This is a genomic window from Flavobacterium subsaxonicum WB 4.1-42 = DSM 21790 (assembly GCF_000422725.1).
Taxonomy (GTDB): Bacteria; Bacteroidota; Bacteroidia; order Flavobacteriales; family Flavobacteriaceae; genus Flavobacterium; species Flavobacterium subsaxonicum.
The window spans coordinates 921514-939095 of sequence record NZ_KE383909.1 but is presented as its reverse complement, the minus strand read 5'-3'; the positions used below and the strand labels follow the sequence as shown (position 1 = coordinate 939095).

The following is a 17582-nucleotide window of genomic DNA, read 5'->3' as shown; positions in this document are numbered from 1 at the left end:
GTTAGCCCACTACGTTTTCGAAAGCAGTTTTGTTGTTGATGATGTTTAGCTCAAGCAGCTGATTTTCTATCTTTTCAAACGTATTTTTATCCAGTTTCTTTTGAGACCATTGGGTTAATTGTAACCATTCGGCAATATCCCCGGTTTTTTGTCCGTAACGTTCGGCTAATGTCCTGTCTATACTGGGTATCTCCTTAAAATCGGCCGTGGTTTGGTTTATAATATCCAAAACCGTTCCAATAGCATCGGTATTGTTTTCTAACACCTCATTTCGTACCGCAATAACAAAACTTGGCCAGGGGGTAGGGCAGTCTGCCACGCGCCTAAAAATACCTTTATCTACAATGGGTTTGGTCATAAAACGTTCCCACATAAAATAATCGGCAGTACCATCGGTTAGGGCTTCAACAGCGCCATCGAGGGTATTTATGATCTCGAACTGCAGTTGCGACGGGTCCCAGCCCTCATTTTGCGCATTTACAAACGCCATTAAGTGCGACCCCGACCCATAGCGGCTAATAGCCACTTTACCATTTTTAAGGTCGGCCAACGTTTTAAAACCGGAAGCAGCACCAACGTGGATGCCCCAGATTAAAGGCGACTGCACGTATATCTGAACTATTTTGCTCGGGTTGCCGGCAGCAATATCTTTAACAATACCTTCGGTTAAAATCACGGCAACATCAGTCTCGCCATCGCGAAGCATCTGGCATAATTTGCCGGTACCTTCGGGCACATCAGTCCATTCTACGTTAACTCCGGCATTTTCGAACTCGCCATTTTCTATGCACAGGTGCCACGGCAGGTTAAAATGCTCGGGTACGCCTGCTATTTTTATAGTTTTCATAATCTAAATCTTTATCCGCCAACGCGTTTTACTCTGTAGCCGTCTTTAGCTAAAAAATCCATTATTTTAGTCCTGAAGTCGCCCTGAATGATAATCTCGCCATCTTTAGCCGAACCGCCCACACCGCAAAGTGTTTTTAGTTTTTTAGCCAGTGCCTTAAAATCATCATCGGTACCCTCAAAGCCTTTTATAATGGTAGCCACCTTCCCACCACGGTTTTTTTTATCCAGATGGGCCTCCAGCTTTTGTTGGTTGTTAGGCAGTGTTTGTTGCTGCTCATCGTTATTTTCAAATTCAAAATCTTTATTGGTGGAAAATACAAATCCGCCAAGATCGTCTAAACTGGTTAATTTCTTTGCCATTTTTGTGATGCTAATGGAACGCGGATGACGCGGATTAGGCGGATTCACGCGAATTTTATTTATTTATGTTTTCAAAAACTTTTCTTATAAACTCTGGCTTTTTGCCAAAATTAAGTAGAAGTCCCACTTCACAATGTGTACTTCTTAAATAATTAATTAATTGAGCTTCAAATTCTTCAACTAAGCGCTCACATGCTTTTAATTCTAAAATAACCGTATCATTAACAATAATGTCTGCTATGTAATCTCCAACAGGTATATCTTTATAATAAACAACAATTCTTTTTTGAGCTTCAACAGTAAATCCCCTTGTCTTTAACTCAAAAAATAATGCATTTTGATATACCCGTTCTAAAAAGCCATACCCTAATTCATTATAAACATCATAAAATGCTTTTAATATTTCGCCCGTTAATTCCTTGTGAAGCATAAATCTATTTATAAATTTATCTGCGAAAATCCGCTCAATCCGCGTTATCCGCGTTCTAAAATACACGCAACGCTAAGCTTTTATCAATCCCAACTCCACCAGCCTTTCATATAAAAACGCACCGGCGGTGGTATCATCATATAATTTAGGGTTAGCGTCATCAACGCAATTATCAAGGCAGTTAAGCTTCATTTCGCTAACGGGGTGCATAAAGAAGGGTATCGAGTAACGCGACGTGCCCCACAACTCCCGTGGGGGGTTAGCCACCTGGTGAATAGTACTCTTAAGCCTGTTATTGGTGTGTCGCGAAAGCATATCGCCTACGTTTATAACTAACTCGTCGGGTTCGGCTATGGCGTCTATCCATTCGCCATTATGGTTTTGCACCTGCAGGCCACGGCCCTGGGCGCCCATAAGCAGGGTTATAAGGTTAATGTCCCCATGTGCAGCTGCGCGAACGGCAGTTGCAGGCTCTGATGTTATTGGCGGGTAATGGATGGGGCGCAATATGCTGTTGCCCTCACCAACGTATTTGTCGAAATAAAACTCGTCCAAACCTAAATACAAGGCCAGGGCACGCAACACATAAACGCCGGTTTTTTCCAGCATTTTGTAAGCCTGCTCGCCGGTTTGGTTAAATTCAGGAAGCTCCTTAACATCTACGTTAGGTGGGTATTTGGTGGCGTAAGCCGAACCATCTGCAAGGTACTGGCCAAAGTGCCAGAACTCTTTTAAATCGCCTTCTTTACGGCCTTTGGCGTGTTCTTTGCCAAAGGCAACATAGCCACGCTGGCCGCCAATACCGGGAATTTCGTACTGCTCTTTAACATCTACCGGAAGGCTAAAAAAGTTTTTAACCTGGGCATATAAATTGTCTACCAGTGCATCGTCCAGAAAATGCCCTTTTAATGCTACGAAACCTATGTCTTCATAGGCTTTACCGATTTCATTTACAAATTTTTGCTTGCGTTCCGGGTTGTCCGAAAGGAAATCACGCAAATCCACACTGGGAATGTTTTGCATAAAAAAAGTGCTTTTTTAAATAAGTATACGGCCACAAAACGGGCTTGTTACAAATGTAGAAATATTTCCAGTTTTTGTTTCTATTTTTAACCGTTTACTATGAAGATATGTCGAAATAAACTTAAACACAGCCAACCCCCTTAAAATACAAAATTCCGCACCAACGGCACGGAATTTTGTATATAAATGGTATTGGGTAACTTACTGTTTTTTTACGTATTTGGTAAGGATAACAATAGTTTGCCCATCTATTTTGCCTTCAATTTGCTCGATATTGTCGTGAACCAGCCTTATGTTGCGCACAGCAGTACCAACTTTGGCGTTTAGGGTAGAACCCTTAACATCAAGGTCTTTAATAAGGGTAACGCTATCGCCGGTGGCCAGGATGTTGCCGTTACTGTCTTTATGAAACTCCACACCCGCATCGCCCGTATGGTCTCCGGTAGCTTTGGCCCATTCTAACAGCTCGTCGTCAAGGTACATCATGTCTATGGCATCGGCAGCCCAGCTCTCGTTCCTATAACGGTTAAGCATGCGCCACGCCACTACCTGAACCGCAGGTACTTCGCTCCACATGGCCGAAGGTAGTATGCCTTCCCAAAAAGCCATATCCGGCTCTTCCTTTTTCTCAATCTGGTTAAGGCACTTTTCGGTAATCAGTATATAGCCATCCGCACCGCGGTTAACGGCCGGTGGCACCTCATACTGTACAAGGTTATCTGTAGCACCGCTTAATTCGCAAAGGTTACCGCTTCGTTGGCTTAACAGCTCTTCTAATTTCATTGTATTGGTTTTGGGCGCAAATATAGGGTTTTACTGCGCTATTTCCATAGCGGCAATGCGGTTATCTGCAAGGGTAAAAATATGTTTAACGGTACCATCAAAAACTATGGCGCCGCTTAAATCTTTTACCAGCTGGTGCACCGTAACCTCTATACGGCCATCGGGTAGTGGGGTACTATTTACGGGGGCTACATGAGGGTTAATTTCTGCCCACTGGCGTGTCCAGTAGTCGCGAATTTGCTCGTAGCCCGTTACATAGTCGCCTTCCCAGGCTTTTGGCCAGCGCACCGTGGGCGTCATGGTGGCAAGGGCAGCATCGATATCTCGGGCGTTAAAAGCATTGTATGCGGTGGTTATGAGTGTGTCTGGCATGGTTTGGGTTGTTTGTAGAGCTAGGTTAAAGTAGGAGAAAGATTATATTTTGTGAAGGATTACAATAATCTAAAACCTACTATCAAAATTTACATCTCTCGTGAAACTATCTAAAATATTTTTAAAAACTTCCGTTGTTGACTTTCCACCAGATATATCATAAATAATATTACGCACATTAAATTTGTGATATAGTCCTTTTCTTGGGTTATATAAACCAGCATTTTTCCATTTAATATCTCCTGTCATTTGTTGCAGTGCTAAATATATAAATAGCTGTTTTAAATCTGAAGAACGAAAGTTTCTTTTGACAGTCTTTATTTCAATTAACGTATCATCAATATATAAATCACCTTCTAAATCTGGAATTAATCCATAACCTTTAAATTGAGGCTTGAATAAAGATTCTTTTCCATTAATAGTCTTAATAAAATCTAATATATTTTTACAAACTTTTTTTGTGTCAAAATATTCGTCCTTAGATAGTTTAAGATGACTCTCATCAAATTTGTTATTCCATATTTCTTTAGCAGTTTTTAAAATATAAATGGATAACTTTTCTTCTTTAAAAACTTCTTCAAAAGATAACTTCTTATCATGTATTAAGTTGGCGCAGTTAAATGCTAATTGTGATACCATGTCGTAACGAATTTCATTATCACCTTCATAAATTGCCTCATTAACTTTCATGGTGTTAATTTCATTAAAAAATCTAATATAACTTGGAGTCAAAAGCGGCAAATTTTCTTTCCAAATAGCAGAAAATTTCTCTGCTAGATCACGCTCATTTATCATACAAGAATTTTTTTATTTGTTAAAAATCGTTTTGAACACCAATCTTTTATTAATTTTTCTTCTGGAGAAAATAATTTTATATAATGCTCACGCCAGTGCTTCCCTTCATCTCCTAAAAAATAAGATGCATAAATAAATGCTCGTCGCTCCCACATTGACAGTGTTTGAAAATTATTTTTCACATCAACAAGCCAGTAATGACAGTTCCAGTGAGCCATTGTAATTATTATTTGCCTCCTTAATAAGTGATTGGGTTCTGTATCGTAGAGATGGGTTAGTAAGGATTCTTTTTCATCTGTATATTTAATTGACAATATTTGTATTATGAAATTCAGATTCAATTCTATTTTTATCAGATAATTATCTTTAGAAAATAGTTCCAGTAAAGAGGAATCAATTAAAACTTGTACAGAATTATGTAAATCTTCGTAAATACTTCGAACCAATCTTAATATCGTAGTAAATACAGGGGATAAAGTGGTTAGATTATTATGATCTAACAAGATTTTTATGGCTGATATCTGATCTTCAACAGATAACACTTTGATTGCGTTAATAGCTTGTTTAGTAACAGTTTGATCGATAGATGTTTTATTAACCTCTCTCGATAATATTCCAATAATGTCAATTTCTTGAACGGCTTGTTTTAGCTGTTCATAGTCTTCCACTGCAGTAGGTGAATAGGGATCAAATCTAATTGAAATATTCAATAATTTTTGCTCATCATCAATATCTGGAGAATTAATCTCTTGAGGATCTAAAAATTGATGTATATCTCTAAACTCCGTTGATGATAATATTTTAGTTTTCCCCTTCTGTAGACTGAGTTGATCATTAGCTAATTTTTCTGATAAAAGTATTAGTGTTTTGTATCCTTCCGATTCGGATTTACAGAATATCGTATAGTCATCTGCATAACGACAAAACATTATTCCTTTTACCTTTAAATGTTTATCAGCATGATTTAATGACAATTCTGCTAAAATTCTGGCAGCTGGTCCTCCAACAGGTAATCCATAAGAAATTGTTCCTGAAAAAAGACTAAGCAAGTTGAGTATTTTAATGGTTGTATTTGAACTATTTAATCTATCAAGTTCATTCTCAAGTTTATGATGATTTATCCGAGGATAAAAATTTGAAATATCGGTTTGTAAAACATATGGATAATCTTTCGAAAGTTCAACACATTTTCTCTTGTAATCTAGCCAAGTAGTATCTTGAAACAAAGTATTTTTCGCCTTGTCCCAACAAAATCTATAAGAAAATATCTTTTCATCCTTAATAGGTAATCTAACTTCTTCAATTTTTTTCGCGATGGAAATAACTAAGCCTAAGAAGTAAGCGTTCCAAAAAGGTTCGATTAATGTAACACGCCTAAAGCCATAATATCCAACTTGGCTCGCCTTTACAATCGTTTGAGGAGGAGAAATATTAATATGATCATCAAAATTTTTATGAATATTTTCTAGAATATCAAGTGTTTCTTCCAGACTATCTTCAAATAAATGTCTTTCAAAAGGAAATGGAAACACATCGGTGTCGCCATGTGATATTATATTTTTTAGAGCCTTTTTAAAATTTTCTCTCATTGTACCTATATTAAATTAATGTAATATACAAATAAATAAAAAATGCCTTACAAAAAGAGGAAAAATAAATTTTTATAACACTACACCAACATTATGTTATTTTATTACTTTTGAATAACTAAAGATTATTTAAAAATAGCCATGGATTTCGAAAGAAAACAATTAACCAATCAGGAATTACTCGATTTATATAAGAAATTATTAAAACCAAGGCTTATTGAGGAGAAGATGCTCATCTTAATTCGGCAGGGTAAAGTTTCTAAATGGTTTAGCGGCATTGGGCAGGAGGCCATATCTGTAGGGGTAACGGCGGTGCTGCAGCCCGACGAATATATTTTGCCCATGCACCGCAACCTTGGGGTGTTTACAGGGCGCAATATACCGCTGTACCGCCTGTTTAGCCAATGGCAGGGCAAGGCCAATGGCTTTACCAAGGGGCGGGACAGGTCGTTTCATTTTGGTACACAGGAGTTTAAAATTATAGGCATGATATCGCACCTGGGTCCGCAATTGGGCGTGGCCGATGGTATTGCCCTGGCCAATAAACTGCGCCACGAGGGCAAGGTTACCGCCGTTTTTACGGGCGAGGGTGCTACGAGCGAGGGCGATTTTCATGAGGCGCTTAACATTGCCGCCGTTTGGGAGCTGCCGGTGCTGTTTATTGTAGAAAATAACGGCTACGGGCTAAGCACCCCCACCAACGAGCAATACCGCTGCGAAAACATTGCCGATAAGGGCATTGGCTACGGTATGGAGGCGCATATTATAGACGGTAACAATATTTTGGAGGTGTACACCAGGCTGACCGATATTGTGGCCAGCATGCGCGAGAACCCGAGGCCGGTGCTGCTGGAGTTTAAAACCTTTAGGATGCGCGGGCATGAGGAGGCGAGCGGTACAAAATACGTTCCGCAGGAGCTGATGGACCTTTGGGCGGTTAAAGACCCGGTAGATAATTACCGCAGTTTTTTAAAGCAGGAGGGGGTACTGACGGAAGAATATGATGCCGAGCTTCGCGCCGAATTAAAGCGCGAAATAGACGAGCATTACCAGCAGGCCAGTGCCGAACCGGCTATTGAAGCCATTTTAAGCGAAGAATTAAATGATGTTTACAAACCTTATGCATTTGAGGAAGTTAAACCGAATAGCGATACTGATAATGTAAGGATGATCGATGCGATTTCGCAGGGGCTAAAACAGTCGATGCAGCGCCATGACAACCTTGTTATTATGGGTCAGGATATTGCCGAATATGGCGGTGCCTTTAAAATTACCGATGGCTTTGTGGCCGAGTTTGGCCGCGACAGGGTTAGGAACACCCCAATATGCGAATCGGCCATTGTGTCGGCCGGTATGGGGCTGTCTATCAACGGATATAAGTCGGTTATCGAAATGCAGTTTGCCGATTTTGTGTCAACGGGCTTTAACCCGATTGTAAACTACCTGGCCAAAGTGCATTACCGCTGGCAGGAAAACGCCGATGTAGTGGTGCGCATGCCTTGCGGGGCAGGGGTGCAGGCAGGGCCTTTCCACAGCCAGACCAACGAGGCGTGGTTTACCAAGACCCCCGGGCTTAAGGTGGTGTACCCGGCGTTTCCGTATGATGCCAAGGGCCTGATGGCTACTGCTATAAACGACCCTAACCCGGTTATGTTTTTTGAGCATAAGGCCTTGTACCGAAGTATTTACCAGAATGTACCTAAAGATTATTATACGTTGCCGTTTGGTAAGGCATCTGTACTTAAAGAGGGTAACGATGTTACCATTATTACCTTTGGTGCCGGTGTGCACTGGGCGCTGGAAACGCTTGCTAACAACCCTGACATTAAAGCCGACCTGCTGGACCTGCGCACGCTACAGCCGCTTGATACCGAAGCAATTTACGCATCGGTATGTAAAACGGGTAAGGCTATCATTTTACAGGAGGATACCTTGTTTGGAGGTATTGCCAGCGATGTTGCCGCGATGATAATGGAGGAGTGCTTTGAGTACCTCGATGCTCCGGTTAAGCGCGTTGGCAGCCTTGAAAGTGCAATTCCGTTTACCAAGGCACTCGAAGACCAGTACCTTGCCAAAGGGCGGTTTGAAAATGCGCTGAAGGAGCTTTTAGCTTATTAGTTTTTAGTTGACAGTTGACAGATTAAAATATAGGCGGACTTTTTAGTCCGCTTTTTTTGTTTTTTGGGAAGGGTAAGAATGACGTGAAAATATTTTGAAAAATGAACAATTTTAGTAAAGTTTCAACCCAAAACTCCAAACGCAAAATTTTTTTGGTTATCTCAAAGTCCAAAAGTGAAATATCAAGGTATTCGTAAGTTTAATCGGTAATAATTTGCCTTAAAAAGCCGGTAAAATAGGCGACTCAAAATCCAAAAGTGAAATATTAAGCTGTTTTTTGCCTTCTGAAGGGGAAATTTCATACATTTGTATATACAAATATTAGGATAGTATGTCTTTACATAGCTTTAAAAACTGGACCGACGGATTGGGTGAAACGGATGAAAAACTGCCTGTGCTTTTTATAGGGCATGGGTCGCCCATGAATGGTATCGAGGATAATGAATTTTCTCAAACGTGGGCTGCAATGGGTAAGCAAATAGCACGCCCTAAGGCAGTTATAGTAATTTCAGCACACTGGTTAACACGCGGAACGCACATTACAGCTATGGAAGAACCTAAGACAATACACGATTTTGGGGGCTTTCCGCAGGCATTATTTGATGTACAATACCCTGCAAAAGGCGACCCTGAGCTGGCTGAGGCGGCTTCGAAGCTAATAACCACTACCCATGTGGGTTTAGACCACGATTGGGGCCTTGATCATGGCACCTGGACGGTGGTTAGGCACATGTATCCGGATGCGGATATACCTGTTCTTCAGCTAAGTATAGATTATGGCAAGCCACCGCAGTACCATTACGACCTGGCGAAACAGTTGGCAGCATTACGTAAAAAAGGCGTGCTGATAATTGGCAGTGGCAACATGGTACACAACCTGCGAATGGTTGACTGGCAGCGACTTAACGATCCAAACTACGGGTTTGACTGGGCTGTGGAGATGAACAGTATCTTTAAACAAAAGATTAATGATGGCAATCACGCCGACCTTATTAACTACGAAAAGCTGAACAAGGCGGCAACGCTGGCCATACCAACACCGGATCATTACTATCCGCTACTTTACACGCTTGGTTTACAGGATGATACAGATGGTATTGGTTTTTTTAACGATAAGCTGGTAGGCGGATCTTTGAATATGACATCGGTTAAAATAGGATAATAAAGCACTGATTTACAGCCATAATATCCCTTTCAAACGGGTTTTAACCTTGCAATGTGTTGCCGGAGCAGAGCCTTTGCAGGTATCATCTATAATTTCTAATATCTCGGTCTTAAGGTCTTTGATGGTAAGTGCTTGTCCGTCTGCTTTATAAGCTATAATTTGGTTTGAATTGTAAGGTTCAGGTTCCTTTGTTTCTGGTTCTTTCTCAGGATAATACTGGCTTAATATATTCTGAATCTTATTGTTAAGGCCTTCTTCGTCGGTTTCCATGATCTTTTTAATGATCTCAAATTTTAGTTCGGTAGTACTCATAACTTGCTTATTTATAGTTGTTTATTTGGTTTGTAAAATGTAATCGCGGTACCATTTGCCTAACGAAAAGGCTTTTTCGGCAAAAATCATTACCGCAATTGGGATAAAAAGGTACTCCACATACCCTTGATTGTAAAGCAAATAGGCAGACAATAGCAATAAGCGGCCGTATTCGAGGTAATAAATCCATTTGCGCTGTTCTAACAAGGCACCGCAGTTAATTAGAGTAATTAGTATAAAAGTGGCTGTAAAGAGTTTATCTGCAATATCCTGATACGCAATAAAGTAGGTAAACCACATGAGCATTAATGTACATAATGCTATTTGAAACGCAAGGTATCCTTTGAATTTCAGTTCGTTAAGTTTAAGGCTGCGGTCTTGCAGGAACTTCTTTTCCAGTTCGGGCCTGATGTCCTGATCCATATCGGCGGGGCTGCCAAATACTGCTTTCCATTTGTTTTTGAGGCCGTTAGCGCGCCTGTAGCTCTCGTAAATTTCAAAATAGTAATGAAAGTGCTGCCACAAAAAGCTGTAACTCTTTAAAGGGTGGGTAAGGCCATACTTTGGTTTTTCTTCCTCAACCTGAAAAGTGCCGAACATTTTATCCCAAAACACAAACATATCGCCGTAGTTCTTGTCAAGGTATTTTTCGTCGGATGCATGATGAACCCCATGTAATGAGGGAGTTATAAATACATATTCCAACCATTCTATGCGGCCAACAATTTGCGTATGCGTAAAAAAAGAGTAGGCTCCATGCACCAACAGCATGGTTATAACCATTGTAGGATGAAATCCAAACAACGGCAGCAGGCACCAAAATGCCGTGCGTATAACTGCCTGAATAGTAGTTATTCTTGCGGCAGCCGTAAAGTTAAATTCTTCGCTATGGTGGTGCACAATGTGTGCCGCCCAAAAGACATTTACCTCGTGGCCAAGCCTATGGTACCAGTACCAGACAAAATCGGTTGCCAGGATAAGCCCAATCCAGATGATCCAGTTGGCAGGGATGTCGAAAATTTTGTAGTTATCGTAAACAAAATAATACAGCTGATAAAAGCTGGCGGCAACAAAAAGGTTTAGTAAACGTTCTGCTATACCAATACTTACGTTAGATATAGAACTCTCATATTTAAATAGTTCGGGCTTTTTTTTGCGTTGCGCAGCCTTGTATTCCAAGAAAACAAAGAGAAAAAATGCAGGCATAGCAAAGGCCAGATAGTTGTGTTTTTCCATTACGGTAGTGTTTGCTCCGCAACAAAAATAACAATACTCTACTAAATTAGTAGACTAAAAAGTCATAAAATTAATAACTATGCCCGGTTAATAAACTTAACGGGCTGAAAATCCAATAAATAAAGGGAGAAATTAGATTATTCGGCGCCGTCTTCCTTATCCTGTTTAATAGGATATTTACCAAATAGGGTAGAGAGTTTCCATATTTTGTAAGGCTTGTACGAAAATTTGTTAGACAGTGCTATCATGGCAACGGTATCGCCTTTTAAGGTAACGTAAGACGATGTATTGCCATGCCACCAGCCGTTGTGGTAAAACAGCTTTTCGCCGGTTTTCCACTCATGCATGCGTATGCCAAGGCCATAGTTACGTTCGCCTTTGTGCTCGTAGCTATACCCTTGGAACACTTGCTTTACGAGCTTAGGATTCAGGAACTTTTTAGAATAAGTAGCTAAGTCAAACTTAAGCATATCGCGTGGTGTAGAGTAGATGTTCTTATCACCATAGATATTATCCAGAAAATCATAGTCGTAAAGAACATTATTGCCTTTGTATGACTGCGATGCTGTTTCTTTATCCTTGTAATAATCAAACACATAGGTGTTTTTCATGCCCAGCGGATCAAAGATTATCTTTTTCATGGCATCGCGGTAATTCATCTTTGTAACCTTCTCAATTACAAGGGCCAGGATGGCATAATTGGTATTACAGTAGCCGAACTTTTTATCAGGTTTAAAGTATAACCCAAATTTATGCAAGGCCAGCAAATCCAGTATGTCCTGGTTTTTCATCATACTACGGTCCCATATTGCACGGTCATCCCCAAAATAAGCATAATTGGGCAGGCCACTACGGTGGTTTAAGAGCATTTTGATAGATATATCTTCGTACGGAAATTCCGGCAATATGCTGTTTACTTTAGCGTCGATATCCAGTTTTTCAAGGTCGATGAGCTTTAAAACAACGGCAGCCGTAAGCACCTTACTAACAGATGCCAGGTGAATAGGAGTGTTAGCATCAATCTCGGTCTTATTTTTCCTGTTGGCATAACCGCCATAGGTTTCAAATAATATCTGTCCGTTTTTAGCCACAAGAAAGCCTCCGCTTAAATCGTCTTTAGGCCAGGTTTTGTTATAAAACTGCTTTACACTGTTGGCCTTAGCATTTTTCCAGTTGGCAGTAAGCTTGTTTAGCTTAACGTCAAGCGGGGTAATATGCAGCACTGTATCCTTCGCATTTTGGTCGGTATCAGTGGTTTCGGCAGTATTTTTATCTTTTTGGCACGAAGCTAAAAGCAATATAAATATATAGGGAGTAAATTGTAGAAATCTCATTTTTTGGAAATACGTAAAACCGCAAATATAACCAAACCAAACTTTTTATAAAGGTTTTTTTAGTAAGGTTAACAGTTAAAATTTAGATTTATTATTCTTGTAAAACTTAATATTTTGAAATGCAGCGGGTTCTAATTTTAAGCTTTTTTTTTATTTTATGCCTAAAGCAAAATTGCCTATTTTTACGGTAAATTATTATAGCAATATGGATAAAATACAATGGCAAACCGTAAAGGAATTTACAGATATAACCTATAAAAAATGCAATGGCGTAGCACGTATAGCCTTTAACAGGCCCGATGTAAGAAACGCTTTTAGGCCTAAAACTACAGCCGAACTTTTTGAAGCCTTTTTAGATGCACGCGAAGATACCTCAATAGGGGTAGTGTTACTTTCGGCCGAAGGGCCATCATCTAAAGATGGTATTTACTCGTTTTGCAGTGGTGGCGACCAAAAGGCGCGTGGCCAGCAAGGTTATGTGGGCGACGACGGTATGCACCGATTGAATATCTTAGAGGTGCAACGTCTTATTCGCTTTATGCCTAAAGTAGTTATAGCTGTGGTACCCGGTTGGGCCGTTGGCGGCGGGCATAGCCTACACGTAGTGTGCGACCTTACCCTTGCCAGTAAAGAACACGCCATATTTAAACAAACCGATGCCGATGTTACCAGTTTTGATGGTGGTTATGGATCGGCCTACCTTGCTAAAATGGTTGGTCAAAAACGTGCCCGCGAGATTTTCTTTTTAGGAAGAAACTACTCGGCGCAGGATGCGTATGAAATGGGAATGGTAAACGCCGTTATCCCTCACGATGAATTAGAAGATACTGCTTATGAGTGGGCTCAGGAAATACTTGGTAAATCGCCAACATCTATAAAGATGCTAAAATTTGCCTTTAACGCTACCGACGATGGTATGGTTGGGCAGCAAATTTTTGCCGGAGAAGCTACACGCCTTACCTATATGACCGAAGAGGCCAAAGAGGGACGTGATGCTTTCCTGGAAAAAAGAAAACCTGACTTTAGGAATATTAAATGGATTCCGTAACAGTTTAACGTTCCGGGTTTTGTGTTTAGAGTTCAACCCGCAACCCATAACTCATAACCCACAACAAAAATGGAGTTCATAAACGAAACTATAGATACCGCCCAACTGCCTAAATACGAAGATGTGGTGCTTACGCCGCTGCATCCGTCTTATTTTAAGATCATCATGTTTAACATAGGGTTGGTGTTTGGCTTACTTGCTATAGCGTCAGGTGCCGGTTTTTATTACATAAAAGAACTGGAACCTTACTGGTTAACCATAACTATTGTGTATATAGTTGTTTTGCTGTTTACTATTTTAATGTGCGTAATTAGTTTTAAAAACAGGGGTTTTGCATTTAGAGCGCACGATGTAATTTATCGTAGTGGTGCCATTGCAACTACCACAACTATAATTCCGTATAACCGGGTGCAGCACGTGGCGGTTCACGAAGGGCTGTTATCGCGCAAGCTCGGCCTTGCTGCTGTAGAGGTTTTTACAGCCGGCGGTAACAACAGCGATATACAGGTGCCGGGCATAGATAAAGACCAGGCCGAAAAGATAAAGTATTTGCTTATGGGCAAAATTAACCCACAGCAGGATGAACAGCAATTTTAGCCAGCCGCAACGCCAGTCGCTTATTGGGGTGGTGGTAATGTTTGCCGATACCTTTCAGGGTACGGCGCGTGCTTTGTGGCCTTTTTTAATTGTATGGATCTGGAAGATAGACCAATATAATAAACTGTACATTGCCTTGGTAGTACTAAGTGTAATTTTACTGATTGCTATTGTGGCCTATCTTAAATACCTGAATTTTACCTTTTTTTTAGATGAAAAAAATGAGGAATTTGTGGTGCGTAAAGGTATCCTGAACAAGAGCCGCATTGCAATTCCGTTAGATAAAATACAGCAGGTAAACATTAACCAGTCGTTTATACAGCGCCTTATTGGTGTACACGCATTAGAGGTTGATACGGCAGGCAGTAATGGTAAAGAAGTGTCTATACGCGCCATTAAAGAGAGCCTTGCGGTTTCGCTCAAAGAGCGCCTATTGGAAGGGGCACAGGAAGCTATTGCTGATGATAATGAGTTTGCGGGCGAATCTTCGCAGGCAAAACAAGCTAACAGGCCTTTTATCCAAATCAGTCTTTTAAGCCTTGTTAAGACAGGTATTACCTCTAACTATATCAGGAGTTTCGCAGTATTATTAGCATTTATGATAACCATCTTTCAGAATTTGGAAGAGTTTATAAATGCTTCAGGCTATGATGATAACCCGCTGGATAATTATATTAATGCCGATGTACTACTGCAATTTATAAGTTTTATAGTAGCAGCTATTATCTTTTTAACGCTTGTAGTTAATCTGGTACGCACCATTGTTAGGTATTATAACTTCAGGATCACCAAACAGCAAAATGGCTTGTTGCTAAGCTATGGGCTTCTCAATACTAAAAATACCATAATAAGGCCAGAGAAAGTACAGGTAGTAACAGTTGGGCGCAATTATTTTCAGAAAAAATTTAACCTTAACGACCTTAAGATCCGGCAGGCATCGGGCATGGAGGCAAATGACAGGGACCAAAGCAAATCGGCCATTGAAATTCCCGGTTGTAACGAAACCGAAAAGAATGTGCTGCTACAATTTCTGTTAGAAAAAATCCCCGAAAGGGGTGTTATGCTAAAGCCCAACTTCAGGAAAATAATTTTCGAAACGTTTAAGTTTTTAATTATACCCATAGGTATATTTTTCCTGTTCGCATTTAAGTTTACGCCTTTTATTAAGGAATATATAGTGTTCGTGCCTATTTACGGAGTGTTTGCGGCAATACTGATTTATTTTGCCTTTAGAAACAGCAGGCTTTTTGTTACCGATGATTTTATTATAAAACAAAGCGGTGCCTGGGATATTGATAACGATTATATTGCGCCGCACAAAATACAGACCATATCGCTTAAGCAGTTTTTTTGGCAAAAAGGATCTGATGTTGGTATTGTTACATTGCATACCGCAGGAGGTACCATTTCGTTTGGATTAGCAAATTTCACAAAGCTTAACCAACTGGTTAATTACTGGCTATGGCAGGTAGAGACTACTGATAAGCATTGGATGTAGGTAGAAATTATAGAATTAAGATTTAAGATTCAATAAATAAAGATTTAAGATTTAGAATATACAAATGTCAAATACAAAAGAGTGGTTTAAGGCCGCACGTTTACGCACACTGCCATTATCAGTATCAGGAATACTGGTAGGTAGTTTTTATGCATTTTCTCAAGGATATACTAATTGGCTAATACTGGCTTTTGCATTGGTAACCACATTGGGTTTACAGGTGCTTTCTAACTTTGCCAACGACTATGGCGACGGTGTTAAAGGCACCGATAACGAACATAGAATTGGTCCGCAACGGGCTATACAGAGCGGTGCTATTACAATACAGGCCATGAAAAAGGGCATTATAATTACATCTGTTTTAACCATGATAGCAGCCATTGTGCTTATTTATGTATCTTTTGGAAGAGAAAATTTTGGTTACTCAGTATTCTTTTTTCTATTAGGATTGGCTGCCGTTGCTGCAGCCATAAAATATACTGTGGGTAGCTCGGCTTACGGTTACAGGGGCTTAGGTGATATATTTGTTTTTATCTTTTTCGGACTGGTAAGTGTTTTGGGTTGCTACTTTTTATTCGCTAAACAAATCGACGTACTTATTATACTACCGGCAATATCGGTAGGGTTACTAAGCGTAGCGGTATTAAACCTTAACAACATGCGCGATCAGGTTAGTGATGCTATGAGCGGAAAAAACACGATTGTAGTAAAAATGGGACCGAAACGCGCTAAAATATACCACTATACGGTAATTGTTACTGCGCTTGTTTTAATACTTGCATTCGCTGTTTTAAGCCATTTTGGGCCGGGTCAGTACTTATTCCTGCCGGCATTTATTCCGTTTATAATACACCTTAAAACGGTGGCCAAAAACACTATACCCCGCGAACTGGACCCCGAACTTAAAAAAGTGGCATTGGGTACGTTCTTTTTATCTGTATTGCTTTGTATTGCAATGCAGTAGCTAAATAAACAACTTAGAATACATTAAATATTTATATTATGAAGATTACTTTTTACGGCCACGCAAGCCTTGGCATTGAGGTTGCTGGCAAACACATTATTGTAGACCCTTACATTACGGCTAACGAGTTAGCTAAGCACATAGATATCAACACCCTAAAAGCTGATTACATTTTAATTACGCACGCCCACGGCGACCATATTTTAGATGTTGAAGCTATTGCTAAAAACACCGGTGCCACTATAGTTTCAAATGCAGAAATTGCAGGTTTTTATGCCGGTAAAGGCTTTACGGCTCATGGTATGAACCACGGTGGCAGCTGGAATTTTGATTTTGGTAAAGTAAAATACGTTAACGCGATACACTCAAGCTCGTTCCCGGACGGTAGTTATGGTGGCAACCAGGGTGGTTTTGTTATTGAAGCTGATAAGAATATTTACATTGCCGGAGATACTGCCCTTACTTATGATATGAAGCTTATTCCGCTTCGAACTAAGTTAGACCTTGCAATCCTGCCAATTGGTAATAACTATACTATGGATGCAGAAGATGCAGTTATAGCCTCTGATTTTGTGGAATGTAATAATGTGCTTGGTTATCATTATGACACCTTTGGATATATTAAAATAGACCACGAGGCTACTAAAAAATTATTTGCTGATAAAGGTAAAAACCTGACGCTTTTAGAGATAGGGTCTTCTATAGAGCTATAAATAATTAGGAATTTTGAATTACGAATTACGATCTAATGAAAGCCGATAATGTTATCCAAGCAAAAAGTTATGCTTTTGCTATACGTGTTGTAAATGCTTATAAATATTTAATAAGCGAGCATAAAGAGTATGTTTTATCTAAACAGCTATTACGGTGTGGAACATCTATTGGAGCTAATGTTGAAGAAGCTATAGGGGCACAGAGTCCAAAAGACTTTTTTGCCAAACTTTCAATTTCATATAAAGAAGCAAGAGAGACACATTATTGGCTTAGGATTTTAAAAGATACTGAATATCTTACCGCAGAACAAAGCTCAAGTCTTTTGGCTGATGCGGAAGAATTGCTGAGAATTATTGGCACTATTCAGAAAACCCTTCGTAATTCGTAATTTTAAA

Annotated in this window: 19 protein-coding genes; 8 read left to right on the top strand and 11 right to left on the bottom strand. The window is 39.9% G+C overall.

Going from position 1 to position 17582, the window contains the following annotated elements; translation table 11 throughout:
• Position 1: 1 nt before the first annotated feature.
• From G509_RS0114675 to G509_RS0114640, 8 genes are all read right to left on the bottom strand, one after another.
• The gene (locus G509_RS0114675; protein WP_026992230.1) at positions 2 to 847 is read right to left on the bottom strand and encodes a substrate-binding domain-containing protein; all 846 of its coding nucleotides are present in this window, start codon (positions 845 to 847) and stop codon (positions 2 to 4) included.
• Between the two features lie 11 nt (positions 848 to 858).
• Entirely contained in the window at positions 859 to 1209 is a 351-nt protein-coding gene (locus tag G509_RS0114670) for a translation initiation factor (RefSeq protein WP_026992229.1), read from the bottom strand.
• A gap of 55 nt (positions 1210 to 1264) precedes the next feature.
• Positions 1265 to 1639: a GxxExxY protein gene (locus G509_RS0114665; RefSeq protein ID WP_026992228.1), complete on the bottom strand. Its 375-nt coding sequence runs from the start codon at positions 1637 to 1639 to the stop codon at positions 1265 to 1267.
• 72 nt (positions 1640 to 1711) lie between these two features.
• Positions 1712 to 2662, bottom strand: a complete 951-nt coding sequence (locus G509_RS0114660) for an isopenicillin N synthase family dioxygenase (RefSeq protein WP_026992227.1) — start codon at positions 2660 to 2662, stop codon at positions 1712 to 1714.
• 201 nt (positions 2663 to 2863) lie between these two features.
• Complete coding sequence (locus G509_RS0114655) at positions 2864 to 3445, bottom strand: PhnA domain-containing protein (RefSeq protein ID WP_026992226.1); 582 nt, start codon at positions 3443 to 3445, stop codon at positions 2864 to 2866.
• Positions 3446 to 3475: 30 nt separating this feature from the next.
• Complete coding sequence (locus G509_RS0114650; RefSeq protein WP_035739001.1) at positions 3476 to 3817, bottom strand: nuclear transport factor 2 family protein; 342 nt, start codon at positions 3815 to 3817, stop codon at positions 3476 to 3478.
• Positions 3818 to 3886: 69 nt separating this feature from the next.
• Positions 3887 to 4612 carry a hypothetical protein gene (locus G509_RS0114645; RefSeq protein ID WP_026992224.1) on the bottom strand — a complete coding sequence of 242 codons (726 nt, stop codon included), beginning with the start codon at positions 4610 to 4612 and terminating at the stop codon, positions 3887 to 3889.
• The gene (locus G509_RS0114640) at positions 4609 to 6201 is read right to left on the bottom strand and encodes an RNA-directed DNA polymerase (protein WP_035738998.1); all 1593 of its coding nucleotides are present in this window, start codon (positions 6199 to 6201) and stop codon (positions 4609 to 4611) included. Before G509_RS0114640 ends, G509_RS0114645 begins: the two co-directional genes overlap by 4 nt.
• Positions 6202 to 6342: 141 nt before the next feature.
• Here G509_RS0114640 and G509_RS0114635 point away from each other — a divergent pair, with 141 nt between their 5' ends.
• Both G509_RS0114635 and ygiD read left to right on the top strand, forming a co-directional pair.
• The gene (locus G509_RS0114635; protein ID WP_026992222.1) at positions 6343 to 8319 is read left to right on the top strand and encodes an alpha-ketoacid dehydrogenase subunit alpha/beta; all 1977 of its coding nucleotides are present in this window, start codon (positions 6343 to 6345) and stop codon (positions 8317 to 8319) included.
• 331 nt (positions 8320 to 8650) lie between these two features.
• Complete coding sequence (ygiD, locus tag G509_RS0114625) at positions 8651 to 9481, top strand: 4,5-DOPA-extradiol-dioxygenase (protein ID WP_026992221.1); 831 nt, start codon at positions 8651 to 8653, stop codon at positions 9479 to 9481.
• Positions 9482 to 9493: 12 nt separating this feature from the next.
• Here the strand turns inward: ygiD and G509_RS0114620 are convergent, their stop codons facing one another.
• The 3 genes from G509_RS0114620 to G509_RS0114610 all read right to left on the bottom strand — a co-directional run bounded on the left by G509_RS0114620 (position 9494) and on the right by G509_RS0114610 (position 12366).
• Entirely contained in the window at positions 9494 to 9796 is a 303-nt protein-coding gene (locus G509_RS0114620; protein ID WP_026992220.1) for a hypothetical protein, read from the bottom strand.
• Positions 9797 to 9817: 21 nt separating this feature from the next.
• A complete protein-coding gene (locus G509_RS0114615; protein ID WP_026992219.1) occupies positions 9818 to 11032 on the bottom strand; it encodes a sterol desaturase family protein in 1215 nt (404 codons plus the stop codon).
• 137 nt (positions 11033 to 11169) lie between these two features.
• Positions 11170 to 12366 carry a serine hydrolase domain-containing protein gene (locus G509_RS0114610; protein ID WP_026992218.1) on the bottom strand — a complete coding sequence of 399 codons (1197 nt, stop codon included), beginning with the start codon at positions 12364 to 12366 and terminating at the stop codon, positions 11170 to 11172.
• Positions 12367 to 12571: 205 nt separating this feature from the next.
• Here G509_RS0114610 and G509_RS0114605 point away from each other — a divergent pair, with 205 nt between their 5' ends.
• The 6 genes from G509_RS0114605 (at position 12572) to G509_RS0114580 (ending at position 17575) form a co-directional block, all read left to right on the top strand.
• Positions 12572 to 13414 (top strand): 1,4-dihydroxy-2-naphthoyl-CoA synthase, encoded by an 843-nt coding sequence (locus G509_RS0114605; RefSeq protein ID WP_026992217.1) that lies wholly within the window; start codon positions 12572 to 12574, stop codon positions 13412 to 13414.
• 69 nt (positions 13415 to 13483) lie between these two features.
• Positions 13484 to 14011, top strand: a complete 528-nt coding sequence (locus G509_RS0114600) for a PH domain-containing protein (RefSeq protein WP_026992216.1) — start codon at positions 13484 to 13486, stop codon at positions 14009 to 14011.
• Positions 13995 to 15509 carry a PH domain-containing protein gene (locus tag G509_RS0114595; protein WP_026992215.1) on the top strand — a complete coding sequence of 505 codons (1515 nt, stop codon included), beginning with the start codon at positions 13995 to 13997 and terminating at the stop codon, positions 15507 to 15509. The genes G509_RS0114600 and G509_RS0114595 overlap by 17 nt, the downstream gene beginning before the upstream one ends.
• A gap of 64 nt (positions 15510 to 15573) precedes the next feature.
• Positions 15574 to 16473, top strand: a complete 900-nt coding sequence (menA, locus tag G509_RS0114590; protein WP_026992214.1) for a 1,4-dihydroxy-2-naphthoate octaprenyltransferase — start codon at positions 15574 to 15576, stop codon at positions 16471 to 16473.
• A 38-nt stretch (positions 16474 to 16511) separates the two neighbouring features.
• Positions 16512 to 17186 carry a metal-dependent hydrolase gene (locus tag G509_RS0114585; protein WP_026992213.1) on the top strand — a complete coding sequence of 225 codons (675 nt, stop codon included), beginning with the start codon at positions 16512 to 16514 and terminating at the stop codon, positions 17184 to 17186.
• 35 nt (positions 17187 to 17221) lie between these two features.
• Positions 17222 to 17575: a four helix bundle protein gene (locus G509_RS0114580; protein WP_026992212.1), complete on the top strand. Its 354-nt coding sequence runs from the start codon at positions 17222 to 17224 to the stop codon at positions 17573 to 17575.
• Positions 17576 to 17582 lie beyond the last annotated feature (7 nt).